Origin of the sequence: Kitasatospora sp. A2-31, from assembly GCF_022288725.1 — a bacterium.
Classification (GTDB): domain Bacteria; phylum Actinomycetota; class Actinomycetes; order Streptomycetales; family Streptomycetaceae; genus Kitasatospora.
The window spans coordinates 102689-129077 of record NZ_JAKNTA010000015.1 but is presented as its reverse complement, the minus strand read 5'-3'; the positions used below and the strand labels follow the sequence as shown (position 1 = coordinate 129077).

20 protein-coding genes are annotated in these 26389 nt (G+C 72.3%); 11 read left to right on the top strand and 9 right to left on the bottom strand.

Features of this window, described 5'->3' with window-relative positions:
• Positions 1-23 precede the first annotated feature (23 nt).
• Both MCM47_RS32095 and MCM47_RS32090 read right to left on the bottom strand, forming a co-directional pair.
• Positions 24-2153 (bottom strand): DUF6571 family protein, encoded by a 2130-nt coding sequence (locus MCM47_RS32095; protein ID WP_238949429.1) that lies wholly within the window; start codon positions 2151-2153, stop codon positions 24-26.
• 2 nt (positions 2154-2155) lie between these two features.
• A complete protein-coding gene (locus tag MCM47_RS32090) occupies positions 2156-2470 on the bottom strand; it encodes a hypothetical protein (RefSeq protein WP_238949428.1) in 315 nt (104 codons plus the stop codon).
• Between the two features lie 407 nt (positions 2471-2877).
• Between MCM47_RS32090 and MCM47_RS32085 the strand changes: the two genes are divergently transcribed.
• Positions 2878-3657 (top strand): SDR family oxidoreductase, encoded by a 780-nt coding sequence (locus MCM47_RS32085; RefSeq protein WP_238949427.1) that lies wholly within the window; start codon positions 2878-2880, stop codon positions 3655-3657.
• Between the two features lie 177 nt (positions 3658-3834).
• Entirely contained in the window at positions 3835-6867 is a 3033-nt protein-coding gene (locus MCM47_RS32080; RefSeq protein ID WP_238949426.1) for a BTAD domain-containing putative transcriptional regulator, read from the top strand.
• A gap of 159 nt (positions 6868-7026) precedes the next feature.
• Here the strand turns inward: MCM47_RS32080 and MCM47_RS32075 are convergent, their stop codons facing one another.
• A complete protein-coding gene (locus MCM47_RS32075; RefSeq protein ID WP_238949425.1) occupies positions 7027-7716 on the bottom strand; it encodes a hypothetical protein in 690 nt (229 codons plus the stop codon).
• A 203-nt stretch (positions 7717-7919) separates the two neighbouring features.
• On the opposite strand from MCM47_RS32075, the gene MCM47_RS32070 reads away from it, so the two are divergent.
• From MCM47_RS32070 to MCM47_RS32055, 4 genes are all read left to right on the top strand, one after another.
• Entirely contained in the window at positions 7920-8729 is an 810-nt protein-coding gene (locus tag MCM47_RS32070; protein WP_238949423.1) for an alpha/beta fold hydrolase, read from the top strand.
• 196 nt (positions 8730-8925) lie between these two features.
• Positions 8926-9462 (top strand): Lrp/AsnC family transcriptional regulator, encoded by a 537-nt coding sequence (locus tag MCM47_RS32065; protein ID WP_238949421.1) that lies wholly within the window; start codon positions 8926-8928, stop codon positions 9460-9462.
• Positions 9463-9646: 184 nt separating this feature from the next.
• Positions 9647-10915, top strand: coding sequence for an ornithine--oxo-acid transaminase (gene rocD, locus MCM47_RS32060; protein WP_238949419.1), 1269 nt, complete (start codon positions 9647-9649; stop codon positions 10913-10915).
• A gap of 96 nt (positions 10916-11011) precedes the next feature.
• Positions 11012-11524, top strand: a complete 513-nt coding sequence (locus tag MCM47_RS32055) for a hypothetical protein (RefSeq protein ID WP_238949417.1) — start codon at positions 11012-11014, stop codon at positions 11522-11524.
• Between the two features lie 60 nt (positions 11525-11584).
• Here the strand turns inward: MCM47_RS32055 and MCM47_RS32050 are convergent, their stop codons facing one another.
• Positions 11585-12091, bottom strand: a complete 507-nt coding sequence (locus MCM47_RS32050) for a GNAT family N-acetyltransferase (protein ID WP_238949415.1) — start codon at positions 12089-12091, stop codon at positions 11585-11587.
• 276 nt (positions 12092-12367) lie between these two features.
• Between MCM47_RS32050 and MCM47_RS32045 the strand changes: the two genes are divergently transcribed.
• Complete coding sequence (locus MCM47_RS32045; RefSeq protein ID WP_238949412.1) at positions 12368-15358, top strand: TIM-barrel domain-containing protein; 2991 nt, start codon at positions 12368-12370, stop codon at positions 15356-15358.
• A 272-nt stretch (positions 15359-15630) separates the two neighbouring features.
• On the top strand, positions 15631-16389 hold the full coding sequence (locus tag MCM47_RS32040; RefSeq protein WP_238949409.1) for a DeoR/GlpR family DNA-binding transcription regulator: 759 nt from the start codon (positions 15631-15633) through the stop codon (positions 16387-16389).
• Between the two features lie 87 nt (positions 16390-16476).
• Here the strand turns inward: MCM47_RS32040 and MCM47_RS32035 are convergent, their stop codons facing one another.
• The 4 genes from MCM47_RS32035 to MCM47_RS32020 all read right to left on the bottom strand — a co-directional run bounded on the left by MCM47_RS32035 (position 16477) and on the right by MCM47_RS32020 (position 21116).
• On the bottom strand, positions 16477-17409 hold the full coding sequence (locus tag MCM47_RS32035) for a carbohydrate ABC transporter permease (protein ID WP_238949408.1): 933 nt from the start codon (positions 17407-17409) through the stop codon (positions 16477-16479).
• Entirely contained in the window at positions 17409-18338 is a 930-nt protein-coding gene (locus MCM47_RS32030) for a carbohydrate ABC transporter permease (RefSeq protein WP_238949406.1), read from the bottom strand. The genes MCM47_RS32035 and MCM47_RS32030 overlap by 1 nt, the downstream gene beginning before the upstream one ends.
• A 30-nt stretch (positions 18339-18368) precedes the next feature.
• Positions 18369-19637: an extracellular solute-binding protein gene (locus MCM47_RS32025; protein ID WP_238949405.1), complete on the bottom strand. Its 1269-nt coding sequence runs from the start codon at positions 19635-19637 to the stop codon at positions 18369-18371.
• A gap of 849 nt (positions 19638-20486) precedes the next feature.
• The gene (locus MCM47_RS32020; RefSeq protein WP_238949404.1) at positions 20487-21116 is read right to left on the bottom strand and encodes a maleylpyruvate isomerase N-terminal domain-containing protein; all 630 of its coding nucleotides are present in this window, start codon (positions 21114-21116) and stop codon (positions 20487-20489) included.
• 414 nt (positions 21117-21530) lie between these two features.
• Here MCM47_RS32020 and MCM47_RS32015 point away from each other — a divergent pair, with 414 nt between their 5' ends.
• The 3 genes from MCM47_RS32015 to MCM47_RS32005 all read left to right on the top strand — a co-directional run bounded on the left by MCM47_RS32015 (position 21531) and on the right by MCM47_RS32005 (position 25120).
• Positions 21531-21875, top strand: a complete 345-nt coding sequence (locus MCM47_RS32015) for a hypothetical protein (protein WP_238949403.1) — start codon at positions 21531-21533, stop codon at positions 21873-21875.
• The gene (locus tag MCM47_RS32010; protein ID WP_238949402.1) at positions 21862-24597 is read left to right on the top strand and encodes a lipopolysaccharide assembly protein LapB; all 2736 of its coding nucleotides are present in this window, start codon (positions 21862-21864) and stop codon (positions 24595-24597) included. Before MCM47_RS32015 ends, MCM47_RS32010 begins: the two co-directional genes overlap by 14 nt.
• A 178-nt stretch (positions 24598-24775) precedes the next feature.
• On the top strand, positions 24776-25120 hold the full coding sequence (locus MCM47_RS32005) for a DUF6247 family protein (RefSeq protein WP_238949401.1): 345 nt from the start codon (positions 24776-24778) through the stop codon (positions 25118-25120).
• Between the two features lie 235 nt (positions 25121-25355).
• Here the strand turns inward: MCM47_RS32005 and gap are convergent, their stop codons facing one another.
• Positions 25356-26354: a type I glyceraldehyde-3-phosphate dehydrogenase gene (gene gap / locus MCM47_RS32000; RefSeq protein ID WP_238949400.1), complete on the bottom strand. Its 999-nt coding sequence runs from the start codon at positions 26352-26354 to the stop codon at positions 25356-25358.
• Positions 26355-26389: the final 35 nt, after the last annotated feature.

The following is a 26389-nucleotide window of genomic DNA, read 5'->3' as shown; positions in this document are numbered from 1 at the left end:
CCGGGTTCGCGTCCGGGGGCTCATCAGGCGTTGCCCCGGCCGAGGTAGCGGCCGGCGACGTCGTTGCTGCGGTTGCGGCTGTTGAGCATGTCGTCCTGCAGGGAGTTGATGTCCGGGCTGTCGGGGTCCATGCCGCGGTCGCGGGCCCAGATGCCGATCATGTCCGACATCTGGCGGTTGGCGCCCAGGTAGGTGTCGGAGACCTTCGCGTTGGCCTCGGAGTTGTTCTGGTCCTTCTCCTCCAGGCTGACGGCGTAGGTCCAGGTGTCGACCAGGCGCTGGGCGGCGTCGCCGAGCGGGGCGATCGGGGTGATCGGTGCGCCGATGGTGTGGTACAGGACCTTGGCCTTCCAGTCGGCCTCGGCGTTCTTGTCGTCGCGCAGGTCCATCGCGGTGTCGGCGCGGATGGCGTCGAAGACACCGAGCGCGGCCGCGCCCTTGCCCATCGGGTCCTTCATCTGGGCCTCGGTGGGGTGGGGCCCGATGGCGGCGAGCTCCTGGTCGATCCGGCCCGTCTCGGCGCGGTGCAGGGTGCCGTAGGCGGCCGGGTCGTCCGACAGGCCGCGCATGAACCGGACCAGGCTGTCCTGGCCGACCGCCATCCGGACGGTGTCGCCGTCCTTCCACACCGAGTCGTGCCCGGTGTGGCCGTTGTAGACGTCGTTGCGGCCGTTGAGCAGCTCGTGGGTGTCCCCGACGTAGTCGGCGAGCGCGTTGGCGAGCGGCTGGCGCAGGGTGGCCTTGATCTTGTCGCCGCCGTGGTCCTCGTCCATGGTGACGATGGTGTCGTGCATGATCCGGGCCTGGGCCTCGGTGTGCTTGCCGTCGTGGGCGGTGCCGGCCCGCTCGCCGGTGGAGGCGGCCTCGATCGCGGCGGCCAGGCCGCTCTGCGACAGCGGGTCGTCGGCCCTGATCATGCCGGTGTAGCCGGTGATGTAACCCTGCGGCCAGTCCCGTTCCTTCAACAGGAAGTGCAGTCGCTTGTTGCCGCCGTCGGAGCCCGGGTCCAGGTAGGACGTCGCGGCCTCCGGCTGGCGCCCCATCACGCCGAGCACCTCGTCCAGCGGGTCCGCGCCCAACGAGGTGCCGTCGTGGGACGCCTTGTAGCTCCACAGCCCCGGGTGCTTCTTCTCGCTCGCGGTGATGTCGTCGGCGAGGTCGGTGAGGAAGGGCGTGGAGTACTTCGCGTCGCCCTTGGACATCAGGGTGCCCAGGATCTGGTAGCCGTAGACCGGCTCCGTGTTGGAGCCGAAGTTCTTCGTCCCGTTCTCCTTCAGCCCCTCGCGCCACTTCCGGTAGAACTCGGTGTTCGGGTCCTGGGTGGCCGAGGCGATGGCGCGGGTCAGGTCGGTCTGCAGGCCCGGGTACGCGGCCTTCCTCCCGCCGTCCTTGCCCGGGTTGTTGAGCTTCTCGGCGAGGTCGAGCGTCTTCTCCGGACCGAGCCGGTCGAGCAGGGTCTGCGAGAACTGCGGGCTGTCGGCGTCGGCCCGCATCAGGTTCGCCAGCTGCGCCCGCTCGTCGTCGTTCAGGCTGTCGATCCGGGTGGCGAGGTCGGCCGCGCGCTGCGCGTCGGCCGCGTCGCCGCCGCCCAGGGCCTTGCCGTTGAAGGTGTTGTCGATGCTGCCGGCCTTCGACGCGCTGCGCAGGGCGCGGGCGGCGCGCTGGTCGGCGTCGGTGGCCCGCTGGATGCCGGCCTCGATGGCCTGCGTCCACTTGCCCGCGGCCTCCTGGTAGGCCCGCTGCGTGTCGGCGTCGTGGTGGAGGTCGTTCAGGGTGCCCTTGTCGAGCGTGCTCGGGTCGAGGACGGCGACCCCGGTGCCGGTCACCTTGAAGCCGGCCTTGACCGCGCCGTCCGCGGCCTCGCGCACCTGTTTCTGCGCGGCCTCGAAGTCCGCGCGGGCGTCGTCGAGCAGGGAGGCCATCGCGTTCGCCTCGACCTGGGCGGCGGCGATCTGCTCCTTGGTGGCCATGAGCTGGAAGTTCGCCAGACCGGCGGTGCCGCCCGTCCACAGCCCGTTGCGGGTCACCGAGAGCACGTCCCGGTCGAAGTTGCCCTCCATGGTGTGGAACTTCTGGGCCATCTCCCGCCACTTGGCCGCGGCGGTGGACAGGGTGCCGGGGTTCGCGTTGAGGACGTCCTCGTATCCGAGCATGGTCACTTCACCTTGAGCGAGTCGGCGATGGACTGGTTGGTGGTGTGGTAGTTCAGCGTGGTCTGCTGCATGGCCGCGCTGTTCTGGTGCAGGCGCGCGGTCAGCTGGTCGACCTGCTCATGCCACTCGGTCAGCGCCGCGCGCAGTGCGCCGGCGGTGTCCCAGCCCTTGTGGGCGGCGGCCGCCGCGCCGGTCGACTCGTCCGCGGTCGCGCCGATGGTCTTGCTGTCCAGCGCCATCCCGTTGAGCGCCGACTGGGCCCCGCTCATGGCCTGGGTGTTGACGCTGAACTGGTCGTTTGCCGCAGGTGTACTCACGTCTGGACTGCCCCCGTTCGGATCGGTCTGCCTGGCGGCGCGCCCGCCGGGGCCCGGCCGTCTGCTCCGGCGGGCCGAACCGGCCCCACCAGCACCACTGGTGACGCACCGTCCGCGCGATCGTACGCAGGGCGGTGATCGTTCTGTCCAGGTGGGAAAGCGTAAAGATTTCCCCTGGAGGCGGGGGAGGAGCGGGGCGGCCGCGTCCCGTCGGTCGGCACGGCGCGGGGTTCGGCCGCCGGTCCGCAGGGGGGTGGTACCGCCGCTCACCGGGGTGCGCAGGCCCGGCTCACCGGGGGGCGGCCGGCCGGTGAGCCGGCGGTGAGGGCGCGGTGAGCGGGCACCGGCAGTCTCGAGCCATCGCCGGGCCGACGGAGGCCCGGACAACCGCACGAAGGAGCACGATCATGGGTGAGCTGACCGGCAGGGCGGCGCTGGTGACGGGTGGTTCGCGGGGCATCGGCCGGGCGGTCGCCCTGCGGCTGGCCGCGGCGGGCGCCCTGGTGGCCGTGCACTACGGCGGCAACGAGGCCGCCGCGAACGAGACCGTGACGCGGATCGAGGAGGCGGGAGGCCGGGCGTTCGCCGTCGAGGCCCGCTTCGGCGAGCCCGGCGCGGTGGACCGGCTGTTCGCCGGCCTGACCGCAGGACTCGCTGCCCACGGTGCGAGCGGGCTGGACATCCTGGTCAACAACGCGGGCATCATCTCGGGCAACCCGATCGCGGCCGTCACCCCGGAGGAGTTCGACCGGGTGTGGACGATCAACGTCAGCACGCCGTTCTTCGTCGTCCAGCGGGCGCTGCCGCTGCTCAACGACGGTGGCCGCATCGTCAACATGGGCTCGACCGCCAGCCGGTTCGCCGTCTCCACGCAGATCGCCTACACCGTGAGCAAGGCGGCGCTGGAGTCGATGGCGCCCTCGCTGGCCAACGAACTCGGCCGGCGCGGGATCACCGTGAACACGGTCGCGCCCGGTGCGGTGCGGACCGACATGACCGCCGGCCACACCGCCATCCCGGAGGTGGTCGCGGGGTTGGAGTCGATCACCGCGCTCGGACGCCTCGGCGAGCCCGAGGACGTCGCGGACGTGGTCGGCTTCCTGGCGGGCCCGCAGGGTCGCTGGATCACCGGCCAGACCGTCGACGTCTCGGGCGGCACCTTCCTCGGCCCGATCGTCCCGGCGTGAGCCGGTCCGCGCGCTCACTCGGACGGGGCCGGGACGGCCCGGCCCGGGCGCCCGTGCCGGCACTCGGGCCGGGCTGATCGTGCCGGCACCTGGCACGGGCGCCACGGTGATCGGATCTGCGCGACCCCGTCCGTTCGCCCGTGTCTGCAAGATCGAATCTGATGCATAATCACCCGCATGCTGTTCGGAATCCTCGGCGAGACCCGGGCGTGGCACGACGACGGGTCCGAGGTGCCCCTGGGCGGGCCCGCCCGCCGGGCGCTGCTGGCCCTGCTGCTGGTCCGCCCCGGCGAGGTGGTCTCCGCCGACCGCCTGGCCGAGGAGATCGACCCGGCCGCCGGACTCTCCGCCCACGCGGTGCAGTCGCAGGTGTCGAGGCTTCGCGCCGCTCTGGGCTCGGCCGCCGCGATCGAACGGGCGGGCGCCGGCTACCGGATCGTCGTGGCCGCCGACGCCGTGGACGCCGGCCGGTTCGAACGGCTCGCCGATCAGGGCCGCGCGGCGCTTCGCGACGGCGACGCGCACCGGGCCGCCGCGCTGCTCCGGGAAGCGCTCGGACTCTGGCGCGGGTCTGCGCTGGCCGAGGTCGCCGGGACCGAGACGGCCTATGCGGTCGCGGTCCGGCTGGAGGAACTGCGGCTCGGGGCACTGGAGGACCGGTTCGAGGCCGCCCTGCGCCTCGGCGAACACCGCACCGTCGCCGCCGAACTGCGGGAGCTGGTCGGCCGCCACCCGCTGCGCGAGCGCCTGGCGGCGCTGCTGATGCGCGCCCTGTCCGCCTCGGGCGGCCAGGCCGAGGCCCTGGTCGTGTTCGAGGAGAGCAGACGCCACCTGGCCGACGAGCTGGGCGCCGACCCCTCGCCCGAACTGGCCGCGCTCCACCGCGAGCTGCTCGACACCGGCACCGTGCCGGCGATCGCCGCACCGCCGGCCCAGCTCACCTCCTTCGTGGGCCGTGACGACGACGCGGCCGAGACCGCCGAACTGCTGCGGGTGGCCCGCCTCGTCACCCTGGTCGGCCCCGGTGGCGTCGGCAAGACCCGGCTCGCCGTCGAGGTCGCCGCACGCAACGCCGCCGACACCGGCGCCGGCGAGGTCTGCTTCGTGGAGCTCGCCCCCCTGAGCGACGGCGCCACCCCGGCGCAGGCGCTGCTCGGCGCGCTCGGCCTGCGCGAGAGCGGACTCCACGTGGACGGCTCGCGCACCCCGCTCGACCGGCTGGTCGCCGCGCTCTCGGACCGGCTGCTCCTGATCGTCCTGGACAACTGCGAACACCTCGTCGACGCCACCGCCGAGCTGGCCGCCAGGCTGCTCGCCGCCTGCCCCCGGCTCCGCATCCTGGCCACCAGCCGCGAGCCGCTCGGCATCATCGGCGAGAGCCTGCAGCAGGTGGGGCCGCTCGACGAGGACGCCGCCGCCCGCCTCTTCACCGACCGGGCCGCGGCCGTCCGGCGCGGGCCCACCGCCGACCCCGCGCTCGTCCGCCGGATCTGTGCCGCGGTCGACGGCCTCCCCCTGGCCATCGAGCTCACCGCCGCCCGGCTGCGCACGCTGGAGATCCACGACCTCGCCGAGCGGCTGGACGACCGGCTGGCCATCGCCGCCCGCGGCACCCGCGCCGCCGACCAGCGGCACCGGACGCTCCGCTCCGTCGTCGCCTGGGGCTGGGAACTGCTCTCCGAACCCGAGCGGCAGGCCGCCCGGCGGTTCGCCGTCCTGGCCGGCGGCGCGACGGCCGAGGCCGCGGCGCAGGTCTGCGACACCGACGCCGAGACCCTGGAATCGCTCGCCGACAAGTCCTTCCTCCAGGCCGCCCGCGGCCGCTACCGCATGCTCGAGACCATTCGTGCCTACGCCGCCGAACAGCTCGCGGCCGCCGGCGAGCGGGACGTGGCCGAACGCGCCCACACCGGGTACGTCCGGCAGCTCCTGCGCACCGCCGACCCGCACCTGCGGAAGGCCGAACAACTGGACTGGCTGCCGCTGCTCGCAGCCGAGCACGACAACGTGCTCACCGCGCTGCGTCGGACGATCGCGGCCGGCGAGGTGGAGACCGCGCTGGAACTGCTCGCCTCCGCCTCGACCTACCTGTGGATCCGCGGTACCGCCGCCTCGGTGGCACCGGACGCGGCCGCCCTGCTCGCGGCGATCGGCGACCGGTCGGCGATCGCCGACCCGACGGCGGTGGGGGACCGGGCCGGCGTCCGGGACCGGCACACGGTCGGTGCCCCGCAGGGCGTCCGGGACCCGGCGTCGGCGGGTGGTGCGGTGCCGGCCGGTGCGGTGCCCCCGGCCGGGCTCGGCGAGGAGTACGCGGTCTGCACGCTGCTCGCCGCGCCGGGCTCCGCCGGGATGCCCGTCTGGCAGCAGCACCGCGCCGCCGCCGAACGGGCGCTGGCCGCCGCCTGGCCGGGCGACCGGCCAGGACGGTACCCCGCCGCGCTGCTGGTGTGGATGATGCGCAACGCCGGCCAGACCGCCCTCCAGCAGCGCCAGAGCGCCTTCGAGCTGGTCTCGGCGCAGCGCGACTGCCCGGAACCGTGGGCCCGCGCGGTGGCGCGGTACGTGTCGGGCTTCGGCCCCCTCGGCGCCGGCGACCGGGAGGCCGCCGAGCGCGAGTTCGCCCAGGCCGGCGAGGGCTTCGACGCACTCGGCGACCGCTGGGGCGCCGCACTGGTCCTCGACCTGCTCGCCGGGGTGGCGGCCGGCCGCGGCGACCGCGCCCGGGCGATCGCCCTCACCGAGCGGGCGCTCGCCCTCACCGAGGAGCTCGGCGCCCTGGAGGACGCCGCCGATCTGCTGGTCAACCGCGGGGACCAGCTCGCCGCCGACGACCTGCCGGCCGCCCGCGCCGACTACGCCCGGGCCGCGGAGCTGGCCGTCCGCGCCGGCAGCGCCGACGGTCTGGGAGCCGCCCTGCGGGGCCAGGCCGACCTCGCCCTCGCCGAAGGCGACGCGGCCGCGGCCGAGCGGCTGTACACCGAGGCACTGGAACGGATCGACCCGCACTGGATCAAGGCCCTCGGCAACCGGGTCCGCGCACTCGCCGGGCTCGCCCGCGTCGCCGAGGAGAACGGGGACCGGGCCGGCGCCCGGACGCACTACCGCAGGGCCGCCGAGTCCGCGGCCGCGGTGGGGCCGTCCGCGCCGGACGTGCTGCGGGTGCTGGGCCTCCCCGACGCCCTGGTGGAGGCGGTGAGCCAGGGGTGAAGCCGGCGGTGAGGCCGGCCGTGAGGCCAACGGTGAGCCCGCGGCGAGCCGGTCCTGCGCGGTCTCCCCGGCTCCGACCGGGGAAGGACGCAACGGCGCAGCGGCGTGCGGGCGGCGACGGGAGATCCCGTCACCGCCCGCACGCCGTCAGGCAGGGGATCACTCGCAGCCGCGCTGCCAGTTCCAGCCGATGAAGGTGTGGCGCAGCTCGACGTCGAAGGTGCACGACGCGGTCGCGTCACCGTTCAGCTGCACCGCGGAGTGGTGGGTGTTGAAGTACCAGTTGCCGGTGACGTCGAAGATCCCCTGGTAGCTGAACTCGGCGTCGGCCTTGGTGTGGACGACCGCGCAGTCGGTGGTGCAGTCGTCCGTCTTGGCCGCGGACTTCACCGACCAGCCGGCGTTCCACGGCTCGCGGTTGTTGCCCTGGGTCGCCTCGGTGGCCGCGGTGGTGATGCGGCCGCCGTCGGTGGTCCACGTGGACGTGGTGTACAGCCCGGTCATCCGGATGTTGCAGCAGTCGAACATCTCGTTCCAGCTGCGCAGCTGCCGGGTGGTGCCGGCGGCGGCCGCTCCCTGGACGGCGGCCGCGGTCTTCGACGCCGCGGCCGTGGCCGGCCTGTAGGTGACCGGGCCGAACTGCGGCGTGCAGTCGGCGCCGATCGTGACCTGCTGCTGGACGGCCTGGCCCGGGGCCGGCGCCGGCAGCGAGCCGGTGAGGCGGACGGCGCCGCACTCCCGGCCCTGGCCGGCCGGCGACTCGGCCGGGGCGGCGACGGCGGTGGTGGACCCCAGGAGGGAGAGCAGGCCGGCCGCGGCCAGCGCGACAGTGGTGGAACGGAACGTCACGTTCCTTGCCCCTTCGACGATTTCGATCATGCTCGGACGGCTACGGAGCATATCCGTGAAGATCGCGTTCGAACGGGGATCGCCGAGAGGTTGGCAGGAAGGTGCAACCCGGGTCGTTCCGCATGCCGCCGCCCCACCGCGCGAGCCGCCGGCCGGGACACCCGGCGGTGGCGTGTTCGAGGCGGCGGGTCCAGCCTGGGCCTATGAAGGAATCGCCGGACGTGCGCCGCGCGGGTCCCGAGCACCCGCGGCACCGGGCGCTGATGCTGCCGGGCGGGATGTGCAGCGCCGAGTTCTACGCGGACGTGATGGCGGAGCCGGTGCTGGCCGAGGCCGGGCTGGCCGCCGTGGCGGTGACACTGCCGGGGTTCGGGCGCACCGTGCCGCCGGACGACCTCGCGATGGAGAACTACGCCCGACTGATGGGGGAGTGCGCGGCGGACGAGGCCTGCGACGTGGTCGTGGGCCACAGCATGGGCGCGAACGTCGCGATCGAGATGGCCGCCGCCGGTGACTTCGCCGGGCCCGTGGTGCTCCTGTCACCGACGTTCTCGAAGAAGGACGAGGCCGCGTTCCTCGGCGTCCTGGACCACCTGGGCCGGGTGCCGGGACTGGGGCCGCTGTCCTGGACCGCGGTGATCAGGACCCTGCCGCCGATGATGAAGAAGGAAATGATCAAGGGTGGGGTCACGGAGGACCGGGCGCGGACCCTCGCGGCGGACATGAGCGACAACGATCCCGGGTTCTGCCGCCCGTTGGTGCGGTGCTACTACGAATACCTGGACCGCCACCCGTCGCTGGTCGCCCGGCTCCGCGACTCCGGGCAGCCGGCCTGGGTCGTGCGGGGCGACCGCGACGAGATCGGGCTGACGGACGAGGAGCGCCGCGGGCTGGAGGCGAGCCCCGGGATCACCATGGTGACGGTGCCGGATGCCGGGCACCTGCTCCTGGTCGAGCAGCCGGCACGGGTGGCCGAGATCATCGTCGAAGCGGCGGAGGCGGTGGGGGTCTGACGGCCGGCAGCCCGGCCCGGCGCTCGGCCCCGCCCCGACCGGGCTGACCTGTGGTTATGCTGCGCCCGTGGGGCGCGCGGAGCCCCGGGCGGCCGGCCCGTGCCTCCGTCGCCCGGCCCGCCCGACGGGCCGGCCCGTGCCTCCGCCGCCCGGCCCGCCCGACGGCTCTCCGCTGCGCTGTGAAGGACCACCGACGATGAGCACCAGGACCACGACGAACGCCACCACCCCGCAGTTCGACGAACTGGACCGCCGGATCGTGGCGGCGCTGGTGGAGAACGCCCGGGCGAGCTTCAACGAGATCGGGGCGGCCGTCGGCCTCTCCGGCACGGCCGTGAAGCGCCGCGTCGACCGGATGCGCGCCGACGGCGTGATCACCGGATTCACGGCGACGGTGCGGCCGTCCGCCCTGGGCTGGGGCACGGAGGCGTACGTCGAGGTGTACTGCGACGGTGCGGCGCCGCCGAGACGGCTGGCCGAGGTGGTCCGCAACCACCCCGAGATCGTCGCGGCGATGACCGTCACGGGCGGGGCGGACGCCCTGCTGCACGTGCGGGCGGCCAGCGTGCAGCACTTCGAGGAGGTGCTGGAGCGGATCCGCGCCGAGCCGTTCGTCCGCCGGACGGTGAGCAGCCTCGTCCTCTCCGACCTGCTCGCCCCCGGCGGCGAGCGCGGCGCCGTGCCCGGCACCGACCGCGTGGCGCGGGGCGGCGGCGCAGCGATGCTGCGTTGAGGAGGCGGAACACGCAGCAGAGCTGCGACGGCGCGGCGGCGATGCCGCTTGTCGGGGAGCGGGCCCGCTCCCTAGCGTTGAGGACGTCCCCGAAGCGGCACGCGGGGAGCGCCCGCGTGCCCGCGGATCGCCTGCGCCACCCGTCCGCACCGATCCGCACCCGCCCGCACCCAGGAGACCGGACATGACCGCAGCCGCCCGCCCCACCGACCCCGCCGGCCCGACCCTTGCGGACCGGCCGGGCCGTTCGTCCGCGGAGCTGATCCGGGCCGAGGAGCCCGTCCTCGCGCACAACTACCACCCGCTGCCGGTGGTCGTGGCCCGGGCGGAGGGCGTGTGGGTCGAGGACGTCGAGGGCCGCCGCTACCTGGACATGCTGGCCGGCTACTCGGCACTGAACTTCGGCCACCGCCACCCAGCGCTCGTCGAGGCCGCACACCGCCAGCTCGACCGGCTCACCCTGACCTCGCGCGCGTTCCACAACGACCGGCTCGCGGCCTTCGCCGAAGGACTGGCCGGGCTGACCGGTCTGGACATGGTGCTGCCGATGAACACGGGTGCCGAGGCGGTGGAGAGCGCGATCAAGGTGGCACGCAAGTGGGCCTACGAGGTCAAGGGGGTGCCGGACGGGAGGGCGACGATCGTCGTGGCCGGCGGCAACTTCCACGGCCGGACCACCACGATCGTGAGCTTCTCCGACGACCCGGTCGCCCGCGACGGGTTCGGCCCGTTCACCCCCGGCTTCCGCAGCGTCCCGTACAACGACCTCGCGGCGCTGGAGGCGGCACTGGACGAGACCACGGCGGCCGTCCTGATCGAGCCGATCCAGGGCGAGGCCGGGGTGCTGATCCCCGACGACGGCTACCTGGCGGGCGTGCGCGAACTCACCCGGCGCGCCGGGTGCCTGTTCGTCGCGGACGAGATCCAGTCCGGGCTCGGGCGCACCGGCCGGACCCTCGCGGTCGACCACGAGTCCGTCCTTCCTGACCTGGTGCTCCTCGGCAAGGCGCTCGGCGGCGGCATCGTCCCGGTGTCGGCGGTGGTCGGCCGCCGCGACGTGCTCGGCGTGCTGCGGCCCGGCGAGCACGGGTCGACCTTCGGCGGCAACCCGCTGGCGGCGGCGGTGGGTTCGGCCGTGGTCGCGCTGCTGGAGAGCGGCGAGTACCAGCGTCGCGCCGCCGAACTGGGCGCGGTCCTGGAGTCCGGGCTCGCCGCGCTGGCGGGCAAGGGCGTGACGGCCCACCGGGTCCGGGGCCTGTGGGCGGGCGTGGACGTGGACCCGGCCATCGGCACCGGACGCGCCGTCAGCGAGCGGCTGCTGGGCGAGGGCGTGCTGGTCAAGGACACCCACGGCTCGACCATCCGGCTCGCCCCGCCGCTGACCATCACCCGCGACGAGCTGGAGTGGGCGCTGGCCGCCCTGGAGAAGGTCCTCACCGGTACGGAGGGCTGAGGGGAACACTCGGAGGGCTGAGGCCGGGGGCGGCGCCGGGGGCCGCCCCCGGCCCGGACGCGTGACCGGGGTCCAGCGGTGTCTAGGGTGGTGCCCATGGGCTTCCTCGACCGGCTGACCGGCACCAAGCACCCCGACCGCGGGGTCGAACCGCGCTCCCCCGAGGGTGTCCGGGCGGCACTGCTCGGCCTCAACGGGCCGCAGGTGCCGTACGTCGTGCGCGCCGCCGCCCCGGCCGAGGGCGCCGACCTCGTCGCGGAGTGGCGCCTGCGGGAGCCCGCCTGGCACCCGTACTTCGCCCGGACGCAGCTCGACCGGACGCTCCGGATCCGGATGCGGCTGCTCCCCGCCGCCCGGGAACTCCGGGCCCTCGACGAGCAGTGGAAGGTCACCTGGACCGGGGGCACGCCCACGTTGGTCCTGGAGCGCGAGTACTCCCGCGGCCAGGTCACCGAGTCCTCCCGGGAGTGGACGGTCGGGCGCCGGGCCGACGGCCGGGTCGGGGTGGCGGAGGTGTCCCGGTTCGACGCCGCCGCGCTGAAGGAGCCGCTGCGGAACGCCGTCCTCGCCGCAGGGTGGACGTGGCGCGGCGCGGTCTTCAAGCTCTGATCCGGCCCGGCCGGTTCCCCGGCCGGGCCCCAGCACCGTCGAGGCGGAAGCGGCGGTGCGTCACGGCCCTTCCTGCAGTGCGAGCTTGAAACCCTCGTGGCTGCCGCTGAAGCCCAGCGCGGTGTAGAAGCGGTGCGCGTCCTCCCGCTGCTTGTTGCTGGTCAGCTGGACGAGCGCGCAGCCGCGGGTGCGTGCCCGGGCGGTCGCCGCCTGCATCAGGGCGCGGCCGAGTCCGCCGCCCCGGCGGTCCGCGCGGATCCGGACCGCCTCGATCAGGGCCCGTTCGGCGCCGCCCTTGCCCAGGCCCGGGATGTACGTCGCCTGGAGGCAGCCGACCACGGTGCCGCCGTGGCCCCGGTCGTCGGCGCCCTCGACCAGGACCAGCATCTCGTTGCGCGGATCCGCCTCGATCGCGGCGAAGGCGTTCTCGTACGCCTCCGTGACGGCGATCGTCGCCGGGTCGACCACCGTCTCCTCGTCGGCGAGCAGGGCGAGCACCGCGGGCAGCTCGGCACGGGTGGCGGGGCGCAGGACAGGGGCGGGCGCGGGCCCGGGAGCAGCGGACATGGCCCTGACCCTAGAGCAGAGCGCCACCGAGCCCGCCGGACCCCCTGGGCGCCCACCGAAGCCCCTCGGAGGCCGCCGGAGCACGCGAGGCGTCCCCGAGGCGCTCTGAGGCGCTCTGAGGCGCCCTGAGGCGCCGCCATCCGCGCGATACTGCGTGACAGGTGCTCAAAATTGAAGATTCAGTTGGCGTTGTTGACTGAACTGAGCAGTGACTGATGCAATCCGGGTGCACGCTCGCTCCGCCGCGCATCTGTCTCCGTTCCGAGAGGGACCGTCATGCCCCAACCGAGCGGCACCATCCGAAGCCGGCTCGCCCGAGCCCTCGGCCACCTCCGCACCCGCGACCGCACGGGTGCCTGCGACCGCACCCGCACCGGGATCCGCACCCGGGCCCGGACCCGGACCCGGACCCGCCCGCCCCGGCAACGGGTGCGGCGCGTAGGCCTGGTGACGGCCGTGCTCTCCACCGTCCTGGTCGGACTTGCCCCGGCCGGCACCGCGGCGGGGAGCACGGCCGGGAACATCACGGCCTTCCGCCAGTCCGGGACGACCTCCACCGTCTCCACGTCCTCGGGCACCGCGGTGCGGGTCGTCTTCATCCGCGCCGACATCTTCCGCATCCAGCTCGCGCCCGACGGCCGGTTCACCGACCCGGCCGGCAGCGACATCACCGTGAACACCGCGTTCGGCACCCCCACCGTCACCGCCACCGACCGGGGTCCCTTCTACGAGATCGCCACCGGCGCGGTCACCCTGCGGGCCTACAAGCGACCGCTCACCTTCGCCGCCTACCGGCCGGACGGCACGCTGCTCTGGCAGGAGTCGAAGCCGACCGCCTGGACGGCGTCGAGGACGACGCAGTACCTCACCCGGGGCCCGGCCGAGCAGTACTACGGCACCGGACTGCGGCTCGGGCCGTGGGCCCTGCGGGACCAGACCGTGCCGATCGCGGTCGACAACGAGTGGAAGCAGAACAGCAACGCCAGCCCGGCGCCGTTCTACATGTCCTCCAACGGGTACGGCGTGCTGCGCAACACCTGGGCGCCCGGTTCGTACGCGTTCACCGACCCGGTGGCCACGACCGAGAACGAGAAGCGCTTCGACGCCTACTACTTCGTCGCCGACTCGCTCAAGGGCGTGCTGGGCGCCTACACCGACGTGACCGGCAAGCCGTTCCTCGCCCCGATCTGGGGCCTGGAACTGGGCAACGCCGACTGCTTCAACGCCTCGAACCCCGACTACACCGGCGACCACACGCGGGCCCGGCACCAGACCACACCCGACGTGGTCGGGTACGCGCAGGACGCGCGGAAGGCGGACATGCCGTCCGGCTGGATCCTGCCCAACGACGGCTACGGCTGCGGCTACACCGACCTGCGGCAGACGGTCTCCGACCTGGCGGGTCTCGGCTTCCACACCGGGCTCTGGACCTCCACCGGGCTGAGCGACATCGGGACCGAGGTCGGCACCGACGGCTCCCGGGGCGTGAAGACCGACGTGGCGTGGATCGGCGGGGGCTACAAGTACGCGTTCGACGGGGTCAACCAGGCCGTCGCCGGGATCGAGGACAACTCGGACGCCCGCCGCTTCGTCTGGACCGTCGACGGCTGGGCCGGCACCCAGCGCAACGCGGTCGTGTGGACCGGCGACACCCGTGGCGACTGGCCGACCATGGGCTGGACCGTCCCCGCCGTGGTGGGCGCCGGGCTGTCCGGCCTCAACTACGCCTCCGGTGACGTCGACGGCATCTTCGGCGGCAGCCCGGAGACCTACACCCGGGACCTCCAGTGGAAGGCGTTCACCCCGGCGTTCATGACCATGTCCGGCTGGGGCGCCACCAACCCGTCCGCCGGCTACACCGACAAGCAGCCCTGGCGGTTCGCGGAGCCCTACCTGTCGGCCAACCGCAAGGCGCTGCAGACCAAGATGCGGCTGATGCCCTACCTGTACACGATGAGCCAGGCCGCCAGCACCACCGGCGTGCCCTCGACCCGTGCGCTGGTCCTGGAGTACCCGGACGACCCGGTGGCCCAGGGCAACGCCACCGCACAGGAGTTCATGGCCGGGGACTCCTTCCTGGTCGCCCCGGTGACGACCGGCGGCACCACCCGCGACGGCATCTACCTGCCCGCCGGGACGTGGACCGACTACTGGACCGGCCGGGTCTACCAGGGCCCGACGACGCTCAACGGCCACCCGGCGCCGCTCGACTCGACGCCGGTGTTCGTCAAGGGCGGCGGCATCGTCCCGATGTGGCCGCAGATGAACCACACCGGCGAGAAGCCCGTCTCCACCCTCACCTACGACCTGTACCCGTCGGGACGGTCGGCGTTCAGCCTGTACGAGGACGACGGCCTCACCCGCGCCTACTGGGCCGGCGCCTCGGCCCGGCAGCAGGTCACCGTGGACGCGCCGGCCTCGGGCACGGGGACCGTGACCGTCGACGTCGGGGCGAGCACCGGCTCCTACGCCGGCAAGCCCGCCGAGCGCGGCTACGAGCTGACCGTCCACCTGGCCGGCGCGCCCGGCGCCGTGAACCTCGGCCCGGCCCCGCTCGCCCGGCAGGCCTCCCCGGCGGACTACGAGGCAGCTGCCACCGGCTGGTTCTTCGACCCGGCCGACCGCGGCGGCGTGCTGCGCGTCAAGGCGGGCAGCCAGTCCGGAGCGTTCACGGTCACCCTGGCCGGTGCGACCCTGCCCACCCCGACGACCGGGACCGGCGGCTCGCCGGTGCTGGACAGGTCCGCCTGGAAGCTGGTGTCGGCGGACAGCCAGGAGACCGCCGCCGAGAACGGCGCCGCCGCCAACGCCTTCGACGGCAGCAGCGGCAGCCTCTGGCACACCGCCTACTCCGGCGGCACGCCCGCGGCGCTGCCGCACGAGATCCGGATCGACCTCGGCGCCCGCTACGCCGTCGACGGCCTGCGCTACCTGCCCCGGCAGGACGGCGGGGTCAACGGCCGCATCGGCCGGTACGAGGTCTACGTCTCCGACTCGGCCACGTCCTGGGGCGGCCCGGTGGCGACCGGGACCTGGGGGGACACCGGCACCGAGAAGACGGTGTCGTTCCCGGCCGCTGCCGGGCGCTACCTGCGGCTGCGGGCGCTGAGCGAGGCCGGCGACCGCGGGCCGTGGACCAGCGCGGCCGAGCTCACGGCGACGGGCGCCCCCGCGGCCAGGGCCCCCGCGACCGGCGCTGCGGCGGGCGGCGCCCCCGGGCGAACCGCCCCGGCGGGCGGGGGAGCCGGCCGCGCCGGGAGCGGCTGAGCCGCTCCCGGCCGGGACGCGCGGAGGGTGCACCGGGCGGAAGTCCGGTGCACCCGCCGGGGCCGTCCCCGCCTGTTCAGATGTGAGCAGTACATGGCGATGGTGGTCGTGCCCGCACGGCGGCCCAGCACGGCGCAGCGCCGCCCGCCGCGGCCCCCGAAGGACGGCGGAGCGCCGGATCCGCCCTGGTCGGGCCGGTCCCCGCAGCGGCGCGGCTCCGCCGTCGGACGGTGGTCCGAAGCGGTGTCCACCCCCGGAGCTACACTCCGTCCATGCTCAAAGCTGATCGCGCCGCCCGGATCCTCGCCCATGTCGCCGAGGAGGGGAGCGCAAACGTGCACGTGCTCTCCGAGCTGCTCGGGGTCTCCGGTGCGACGGTCCGCCGGGACCTCCAGGAGCTGCACGACCAGGGCCGGCTGCAGCGCACCCGCGGCGGAGCCGTGACCGGCGCGGTCAACCTCGAACTCCCGCTGCGCCACCGCAGCGAGAAGCAGCGGGAGGAGAAGCGGCGGATCGCCCGGGCGGCCGCGGAGCTGGTCCCGGAGGGAGCGGTCGTCGGGCTCACCGGCGGCACGACCACCACCGAGCTCGCCCGCGTCCTGGCCGAGCGCGGCGGGATCACCGTGGTGACCAACGCCGTCAACATCGCGGCGGAGCTGATCGTGCGCCCGGAGGTCCGCCTGGTCGTCATCGGCGGGCTCGCCCGGTCGGCGAGCTACGAGCTGGTCGGCCCGGCCGCGGACCGGATGCTCGCGCAGTACCACTTCGACCTCGCCTTCATCGGGGTCGACGGCCTCACGGCGCACGAGGGCTGCACCACGCACGACGAGATGGAGGCGCAGACGGACCGCGCCTTCCTGCGCGGCAGCGCGCGCTCGGTCGTCCTCGCCGACAGCACCAAGATCGGCCGGGTCACGTTCGCCTCGATCTGCCCGCTGGCGGACATCCACGACGTGGTGACGGACGACGGCCTCTCCGAGGAGCAGGAGAAGGCGCTGACCGACGTCGGCGTCCGGCTGCAGCGGGCCTGACCCACGGACGACGACCGGCCCTCGGGGGCGGGTCGGGGCCCGCCCCCGAGGGCCAGGGACGGGAGCGGGCGCCCGCCGGGCGGTGCGCTACTTGACCGATCCGGCGGTCAGCCCGGAGACCACCTGCCGCTCGATGAAGGCGAACAGCACCACGACCGGCACGATGGCGACGACCGACCCGGCGAACAGGTAGTTCCACTGCACGGTGTAGTTGCCGACGAAGCCGTTGATGCCCACCGTCAGCGGCTGGCTGTCCGGCTCGGTGGACAGGGTCAGTCCCATCACGAACTCGTTCCACGCCGCGATGAAGGTGAAGATCACCGCGGTCACCACGCCCGGCATCGCCAGCGGCAGGACCACCCGGCGCAGCGCCCCGAGCCGCCCGAGGCCGTCGATCATGGCCGCCTCCTCCAGGGCCACCGGGATCGAGCCGATGTAGGCGGTCAGGATCCAGATGGTGAAGGCCAGGTTGAACGCGGCGTTGCAGAGGATCAGCGTCCAGACCGAATTGAGCATGTGGAGCTGGTAGAACTCGCGGTAGAGGCCCACCAGGAGCGAGGTCGGCTGGAACATCTGGGTGACCAGGACGAGCAGCAGGAACAGCCGCCGCCCCCGGTAGCGCACGCGCGCGGTGTAGTAGGCGGCGGGCAGCGCGACCAGCAGCGCGAGCAGCGTGGAGCCGCCGGCGACCAGCAGGGTCACCCTCAGGTTGCCGCCGAGCGTCGACTCGCGCCAGACGTCGACGAAGTTGGACCAGGCGAAGTGCTCCGGCAGGTAGGTCGGGTCGCGCAGCTCGTTCGCCGGGCGCAGCGCCGTGACGACCATCTCCAGGTACGGCAGCACGAAGACCGCCGCCAGCAGCCAGGCCACGGCCGTGACGAGCAGGGTGCGCGGCCCGATCCGGCGCCCGGCCCGGCCGGGGGTGGTGCGCGCCGACCGGCGCGGGGCCCGGGGCGGGGCCGGCCGTTCCCGCGGGGCGGGTGCGGAAGCGGCCGGGGCGACGGGCGGGGTGGCCGCCATCAGTTCTCCTCCCTGTTCCAGCGGCTGACCCTGAGGAACGCCAGCACCATCAGCACCACCAGTGCGAAGTTGACGACGGACATCGCCGCGGACTCGCCGATGTCGGTGTTCTTCAACTGGTACATGAACACGGTCGTGGTGGCCGTGTCACTGCTCGGTCCGCCCTGGGTCATGCCCCAGATGACCGGGAAGGAGTTGAAGACGTTGATCAGATTGATCACCACGCCGACCAGGAAGGCCGGCCGCAGCAGGGGCAGGGTGATCCTCAGATAGGTCTGCCAGGGGGAGGCGCCGTCCACGCGGGCGGCCTCGTACAGCTCCCCGGGCACCGTCTGCAGGCCGGCGAGCAGCGTGTAGGTGGTGAAGGGGAGGGAGACGAAGACGGCGACCGCCGTCATCCAGGGCCAGGCGGTCGAGGGTCGGCCGAGCCAGTCCTGGGGGCCGTCGATCAGACCGAGGTCGGTCATCGCGGTGTTGAGCACGCCGGCGGTCTGGTTGAGCATCCACTTGAAGCCGATCGAGGTCATCAGCACGGACGCCGCCCAGGGCGCGATCAGCGCCCAGCGGGTGATCCGGCGGCCCGGGTAGCGCTGGTCGAACAGCTGGGCGAGGGCCAGCGAGAGCAGCATCGTCAGACCGACGACGGCGCCCGTCCAGGCGGCCGTCCGGAGCAGGACGGGGCCGAGGTCGGACTCGCCGAACAGTTTGCGGTACTTGTCGAGCCCGGCGGAGCCGCGGACGAACCCGCTGGTGCTGATCCGCAGGAACGAGGTGCGGACCATCTCGTAGACCGGCCACAGGACCACGAACAGGATCAGCAGGACGGCCGGGCCGATCCAGGGCAGCGGGCCGAGGCGGCCGAGGGCGGAGCGGGCGGGCGCGCGCCGACCGGACCGGCGGGGCCGCGCAGCGGTGGACTTGAGGGACACGTGCGGTGCCTTCCGGACGGGTGCGACCGCCTACTTGTTCGCGACGGCGTCCTGGGACTTCTTCTGCAGGTCGCCCAGGACCTTGGCCGGGTCGCCGGCGACGGCGCTGCCGATGCTCTTCTTGAGCTCGGCGGAGACGGCGTCCCACGTGGTGTCGCCGAGCGGGTAGAAGGAGGCCTGCGGCAGCAGGGCGAAGAACGGTTCGAGGTCCTTGTGCCGGCCGCTGGCGGTCATCTCCCGCAGGGTGTCCTGGGTGACCGGCATCAGGTTGTAGGTCTCGTCGAACCTGAGGGTGTTGTCCTTGGCGTAGACGAAGTCGAGGAACTTCTTGATCTGCTCGCGGTGGCCGTTCTTCTTGAAGGCCATCGTCCAGTCCGCCACGCCGAGGGTGGACTTGAGCGGGCCGGCCTTGCCGGGGATCGGCGCGACGCCGTAGTCGACCTTGCCGTCCTTGGCCATCTGGATCAGCGAGGGGTGGCCGTTGAGCATGGCCGCCTTGCCCGCGGCGAAGTCGGCGAAGGCCGTCTTGCGGTCGGTGGTCGCCGGGTTGGCGTACGTCAGGCCGGTGTCGACGAGGTTGGCCTTCAGCCAGCCGAAGGTGTCGATGTTCGCCTGGCTGTTGATGCTGTACTTGCCGCTCCTGTCGGTGTGGCCGCCGCCGTTGCCGAGCTCCCACATCATGCTCTCGCCCTGGGCCTCCTCGGGGCCGAGCGGCAGGGCGTAGGGGGTGACGCCGGGCACCTTCGCCTTGATGAGCTCGGCGTCCTTGCGGACCTCGTCCCAGGTGGCGGGCGGCTGGGCGATGCCGGCCTGCTGGAAGACGCCCTTGTTGTAGAAGAAGGCGCGGGCGGAGGACACGAACGGGATGCCGTACTGGACGCCGCCGACCTTGCCGGCGTCGGCGAAGGTGTCGATGAGATTGGCCCGGGTGCCCGTCGACAGCACGTCCTCGGCCTTGTAGAGGAGGTCGTCGGCGACCTTGTCGGCGTAGCCGCCGGTCTGCAGGACGTCGGGGACGTTCCCGCTCTGGATCATCGTCTTGACCTGCTTGTCGATGTCGTTCCAGTTCACCACCTGGACGTCGATCCGGATGGCGGGGTTGGCCGCGCTGAAGGCGGTGGCGACGCCGTCCCAGTAGGCCTTCGAGCTGTTGGTCTCCTTGTCGCCGTAGTCGGCGGCCACCAGTTTGAGGGTCACGTTCCCGTCGCCTGAGCCGCCGTCACCGCTGCTGCCGCAGGAGGTGAGGACGAGGACGGCGGCCGCGCACGCCGCCGGGATTCCGATGACACGTTTGTTCACTGCTGATACCGCCTTCGTCCTGCGGACCGGCGTCCTGGCGCCTGGTCCGCTCGTGGGGATTGCAGAGAGCTGTGAGCAGTCCTGGGAACGTTGTCGCGCGCTGGGGGACGGGCTGCCGCGCTGCTCGGCCGTCGGCGGCACCAGCGAACAGGCCCGCGCGCGCACCGGCGAAGCCTGCTTGCATGTGCTTGAAGATAGCCAGATTCGAGCAGATATGAAAGAGCCTGGTGGGTCGCGACGTCATCACGGAGGCGTCTCGGCAAGCATTCGGCCGCCGGTCCCAGTGGCCTTCCGGAGGCCCACCACACGGTGGCGGGCGTGGGCGGAGTGCCTCAGTCGACGGGCTGGACCTTCGGCATCGGCGACTGCACGTCGGCCGGCGTACTCGGACAGGGCCGCTGCGCGGCGGCTGGCACAGCGAGGCGCGAGGGCTCACGACGAGAGGGTTGAGAGCGGCGACCGGGTTGCACAGCGATCGGATCCTCCTCGCGCGACACTGTGGCGCAGGTCAGGTCAGGCTCAGAACCCGCCTGCCGCATCGGGCGTCTGGCTCATGTGAGCGATCCCGCAGTCCCGCAGCACCGGCTGATCCCCCCGGCGCGGGGGACGCCGCAGTCACCCGCCGGTGGCTGATGGGCGTCGGCCGACTCCCGCGCCTGCGGGGAGGAGGGCCTGCGAGTCGGCGTCGTGCTGCCTTGCCTCGGCTGACCCCTGCCCTTGCGGGCGTGCCCTCGAAGTGACATGGTCGTGGCCCTCACAGTGCGTCAGGGACGTGCCGCGCCACGGTTGCGGGCGTGACAGTCCCTTGGAGGGCCGTTCGCTAGCCTTTGACCGGTTCAGGGGCTTGCGTTAGAGCGCCGAGATGGAAGCCGGTGCGCGTTCGCTGCGGCTCAGTGCGCGCAGGACGTTGGTGGCGCCGTGGCGGCGTAGGGCGATCCGCGACAGCAAGTCCACGACGGTCTCGACGGCGGGGGCCGGGAACTCCGGAGTCGGCAACCCGACGCTGTGCGCAAGGTCGTCGGAGTGAACAGCGAGCTCCAGCATCCGGCTGGCGACGAAGTCGTCGAGACCGATCGACCACGACCCCCAGGTGGGCCGACGAACCGGGCGATCCGGCGTGGTGGGCAGGACGTCGCGCAGTTCCTCGACGCATGCGGTGACTCGCGCGGCCAGCGCGGCCGGACCGTCAGCCGCCTCTTCCTCGCCGCCGGATCGAATGGCCTGGTTGAACGGAGTGTCAAGGTCCGAGCCGATCCAGCTGACTCGCGCGTAGTACTCGTGGATCGAGATGGTGGGCTCGGTGGGGACCGGCTCTGCCAGCACCGTAGGGATGAAGAAGACCTGCCCGGCCAGGTGACCCGCCAGCCCCTGGACGCTGAGCTTCGCCAGTGCGGAGGGCTGGTGCCAGTTGTCTGCGACCTCCGGTGCAGCCAACAGCTTCGCCGCTGCGTCCGCCACGCTCAGGTAGAGCTCCCTCACCTGTGTCACCTTGCAGTTCCCCTATCGCCGTCGGTGGGTGTCTGCCGGGTCAACCTCGCGGCAAGGATGACGTATTCCCGGCGGTGGCCCGAGATTGGTGTGCGCCTCCATGGGGGCCGGAGCCTGCCGATGACCTGGTCGATCTGCTCATCGACTGGCAGGTCGGGCTCGCAGCAGATGATCTTCCAGCAGTGACAGGGGGTCGGTGAGGGTCTTGGTCCAGCCACCGAACGATTCGTTCCGGGCGATCGCGAGACTGTTCTTCTCCTCCCGCGGACCTGGGCCAGACTGTCGTCACGGGCGGGGAACCGCCTCTATCCTGGTCGCGTCGCCGATAGGCTCCGTGCGTCAAGGCCAGTTGATCTGGGGGGCTGAATGCCAACTTGGGTTCCCAAAGCCATAGCTGCGGCGGGAGTGCTGGTCAGCCTGGCCGTCGGTGTGGTCACCAACCTGATCACTGACCAGTGGAGCTGGCCCCTGACCGCCGCGCTGGGCGCGCTCACCATCGCGGCTGTCCTCATCGCGGTCACCGGTGTCGGAGGCAGTCCGGGCAGCCGCACGAGGATCCGGCAGCGGGCGGGGAGGGGCGGCTCGATTCTGCGTTCTCCCGCCCACGGGCGTGACGGTGCCGACATCGTGCAGATCGCCGTCCAGAACGGCCACATCACCGATTCCCCCGTGTCTGCCAGCAACGCTGACGTCGACCAGCGTGCGAGCAGGCATGGGCAGATCGAAGGTTCGCGCCTTGACGCAGAGTGACCCGCCACCCTCGCGTGAGCCGCTGGAGAATTCAGGGAGCTTATCCAGCGCGACGGAGGGCGGTTTCGTCGACCGCTCCGCCGAAATACAGTCCTTTCACCGGATGCTGAACCTGCAGGACGGCCCAAGAGCTTGGGTGCTCTCTGCTGGGCCGCTCCTGGGAAAGTCGACCCTGCTGCAGCATCTGGCCAGCCTGCCAGAGTATCGATGCCGGCTTATCGATCTCCGAGACCCCTACTACAATAGGCCGGACGACGATGATCCCGCTGTAACCTTGCTGGAGCTGCTGGCTGGCCAGATCGAAGCTTGGACAGGGCGGCCTTTCAAGCATTACCGCAAATGTAGGCGCAAGAATTCGAAACCTCAGAAGCCTCCCAAAGTCAACGTCAGAAGTCGCGCTCTCGCGTTGTTCGGCGGCAGGATCGAGCACAGTGCGCCCCGGGTCACTGTCGATAACCGCGAGTTCTTGTTCCAGGCCAAGCGGTTGCGTCGCGAGGCACTGACCGAGGCCTTCGGTAGCGATCTTAAGGAACTCGAGCTACCCAGGACCTGCGTGCTCTTCGACAACCTAGAGCGCATTTCCCGCTTCGACGGGCCTACCACTGGTGAGGTGCGCGATCCCTCCCCAGGTCAGTGGGGAGGATTCCGGCTCCACGGGCATTGGCTCACGACGGAGTTGGTGCGCCACTTACTCTCGATCTCCGGGATGACCGTCGTCTTCGCAGGCCAGAAGGGCGTGCAGCTTCCAGGCGACATCGATGTCCGGCACCACGAGTTGCCTCCCTGGGAGAGTAAGGACACCAGTAGGTATCTCGCTTCCCGTGGTCTTCCCCGGGAAGACCGCGAAAACGTGGCGAAGGCGTCCGCAGGGATACCCGGCTGGGCTGCGGCGCTGACGGACCTATTGCTGACTTCCCCCAGGCCCCTCAGTCGGGACGAGCTTGAGGAGAGCACCCCAGAGAACATCTGGACCAATCTCCTCGACACCCACGTCCCGGTACTGCTGCGCATAGCGATCCACGCCGCGTCCATACCCCGCACGGTGGAGAACCATGAACTCTTTCGCGCGCTGTTGAAGGCCGCGGCGGAGAGCGAGGAGGGCGAGGAGGTCAGTGACGCTGAACTCGCACGCACGGCTGCAGCCGTGAGGGCTCTGTCCTTCGCTCAGCCCACCCTCTCGGCTGACGGAACTCCCGGAACCGGCTTCCGAGTCCACGACATGATCCGAGGCAGCGTACTGCGCCACCTCCGGCCACAGCCCGCCTGGGCCGCGCTACACAGGGCCGCCGTGCGGTACTACGCACGGACGGGGTCTTTCGAGGAGGAGACATACCACCGCTTCGCCCTCGGCGACTTCAGCTGCGCCGAAGCCTGGCGTGAGCAGCTGGACTTCGCCTACTGCAACGGGCGTCTGGACGCTGCCATGTGGCTCACCGATGCGGTGCTGGCCCCGGAACAGCGCGGCGAACTGCGGCGCAGGAATCCCGGGCTCCTCCAAACCGGCTACCAGTACGCAGCGGATGTGGCACGGATCCAGGGCCGGATCGATGACGCCGAGCGCTATGGACGCAACGCGCAGGCGATGGCGCGCCTGCACGCGGACCCCCGGGGACTCGGCATCTCTCTGCTTGAACAGGCGACTCGCACGATGCGGCACGGGCGACTGACCGAAGCCGGCGGACTACTCGAAGACGCCGACGAAGCACTGGAACGGGCCAACGACACCCAGGGAAAGGTGATCCTGCTTCGGCGTCAGGGAGAGGTCTCGCTGGCGCGTGGCGACCTGAAGGCGGCCGGCGCCGCGTTCGAGGAGTGCCGCCGCTTGGCCGACGGCGGCCTCGGGCTGGCATATGCCCTGCACGGCCTCGGTGCCCTGGCACTGACAAGTGGCGATCTCAGCGCTGCGGCCCGATGGTTGAGCGCGGCGCGGAGGATGTTCGAAGACAGCGGCAATCTCTACGGTCGCTGCCTCGGCGAACGCGTCCAGGGTGAACTGGCGGGCTTGCGGGGTGAGTACCACAGGGCTGATCGCTGTTTGAACAACGCCCTCGCCATGTATCCGGGAACGGACGTCTTGGGGCAGGCGGAGACTCTGCGAGCACACGCGGAGCTGCACCTCCGATACGAGGAGTGGGCCGCTGCCCGTCACAAGTGCGAGCAAGCCCTCAGCCGGTACCGGCACAAGGGACTCCCGCTGGGTATTGCGGACACCCTACGGCTGCGCGCGTGCCTCGACCTGGCCGATGGCCGCCCCCAGGAAGCCGTACTGCACCTCGACGAGTGCCGGGACGTATACACGGACGTGGGATCTGAACTGGGGCTTGCGCGCACTCGTGTTGTCCAGGGACGGACAGCCCTCGCCGCAGGACAGCCGGAAGAGGCTCGTCGGCTACTGGCAGAGGCCCACGATCAGGTCGTAGCGATGGGTGCAGCACGGGACGGCTGCCTTGCTCTGCGCTGGTGGGCCGCAGCGGAGCGGCAGGTTGGACGGGCACCCGAAGCCCTACGACTCCTCAAGCAGGCGCTTCGATCACCTGCCCTGATCGGAACTCCGGTGGAGCACGCAACGGTCATATGCGATTCCGTGGAGATTCTTGTGGAACGAGGCGGCCAGGCGGCGCAACCCGTGCCGGGCATGCTCAGCAACGCGTGGCACGCATTCGAGCAGGCCCGGTTCCAGCCGGGCCAAGAGCGAGTGAACCGTCTGCGGCTGCACACATGAGGGTGTCGACAACGCTGCGGCGGGCGAGTGGATCGGTCCAGGATGCTGACGCGGAGACCCACTGCACGACAAGCCGACGTCGGTGTTCACGGTGACCGGTGAACGGGAAATCAACTCACCGTGCCCACCGGGCGGATGTGATTGCCGTACCGTGGCCGAGGACGAAGTGGAGGACCGATTGAGCGCCCAGCCCGACCGCATCCCCGCCCTGCCGCCGGCCCCGTTGCCCGTGCCGGCCCCGTTGCCCGTTCCGGCGCCGGCGGCCGCTGCCCGGCTGGTCGCGCGCATCCGCGCCGACCGGGACGCGGCCCGCGCCGACCGGTGGCTGCTGGCGTTCGAGCGGGACTGGGGCAAGGCGCTGGAGGACTCCCGGCAGACCTACGACCTGACGCCCCTGCACGAGGTCGTCCGCAGCTGGCAGGGCCGTCTCGACACCGCGCCGGCGGTGGACGCGTTCGTGGCCGGCGGTCTGGACGACGCGGACGGCATCGAGCTGGAGCAGGTCCTCGGGGTGCGCCCCTGAGGTCGGGCGCGCGGGGCGCCGAGGTCCGGAGGCGCGGAACAGCAGCGACGGGACGCCAGGCTGCTGCCGTCAGGGGGCCGGAATAGGCAGTGGGCCCGGACGGAATGTCGGAACATTCCGTCCGGGCCCCCTCGGGTCCGTGCTGTCTCGCGCCGCTGCCGGGACCGAGCCCCTGCGCCTCCACGGTCGGGGGCGTCGGCCTCCGGAGGCCTCGGGCGTACGGGACCGGGCCGCGTCAGTCGCGGGCCAGGAGCTCCAGCGTGTCGATGACGCGGTTGGAGAAGCCCCACTCGTTGTCGTACCAGGCGACGACCTTGACGTGCTTGCCGTCGACGCGGGTCAGGGCGGCGTCGAAGATCGAGGACGCGGGCTCGCCCGTGATGTCGCCGGAGACCAGCGGCTCGTCGGCGTAGTCGAGGATGCCCTTGAGCTTGCCGTCGGCGGCGGCACGGTAGGCGTCGAGGACCTCCTCGAGCGTGACCTCGCGGGAGACCGTGGTGTTGAGCTCGACGATCGAGCCCACCGGGACGGGGACGCGGATGGAGTCGCCGGACAGCTTGCCGTCCAGGTTCGGCAGCACCACGCCGATGGCCTTGGCAGCACCGGTGGTGGTCGGCACGATGTTCACGCCGGCGGCGCGGGCGCGGCGCATGTCGCGGTGCGGGCCGTCCTGGAGGTTCTGCTCCTGGGTGTAGGCGTGCACGGTGGTCATGAAGCCGTGCTCGATGCCGGCCAGGTCGTCCAGGACGGACGCCAGCGGGGCCAGGGCGTTGGTGGTGCACGAGGCGTTGGAGATGATGACGTGCTCGGCCGGGTTGTACGCGTCGGTGTTGACGCCGTAGGCGAGGGTCACGTCGGCGCCGTCGGACGGCGCGCTGACCAGCACGCGGCGGGCGCCGGCCTGGATGTGCGCGCGGGCGGCGTCGGCGGAGGTGAAGCGGCCGGTGGACTCCAGCACGATGTCGACACCGAGCTCGGCCCACGGCAGGGCGGCGGGGTCGCGCTCGGCGAGCACCTTGATGCGGCGGCCGTCGACGACGAGGTCGCCCTCGTCGACCGTGACGCTGCGGTTCAGGCGGCCCAGGGCGCTGTCGTACTTCAGCAGGTGGGCGAGCGACTCGGGCGCGGAGAGGTCGTTGATGGCGACCACCTCGAGGTCGCTGCCGCGCTGGAGCAGGGCGCGCAGGCTGTTGCGCCCGATGCGGCCGAATCCGTTGATGGCGATGCGGGTCATGGAGGCTTCCTTCCGGATACCGGTCGTTTCGCCAT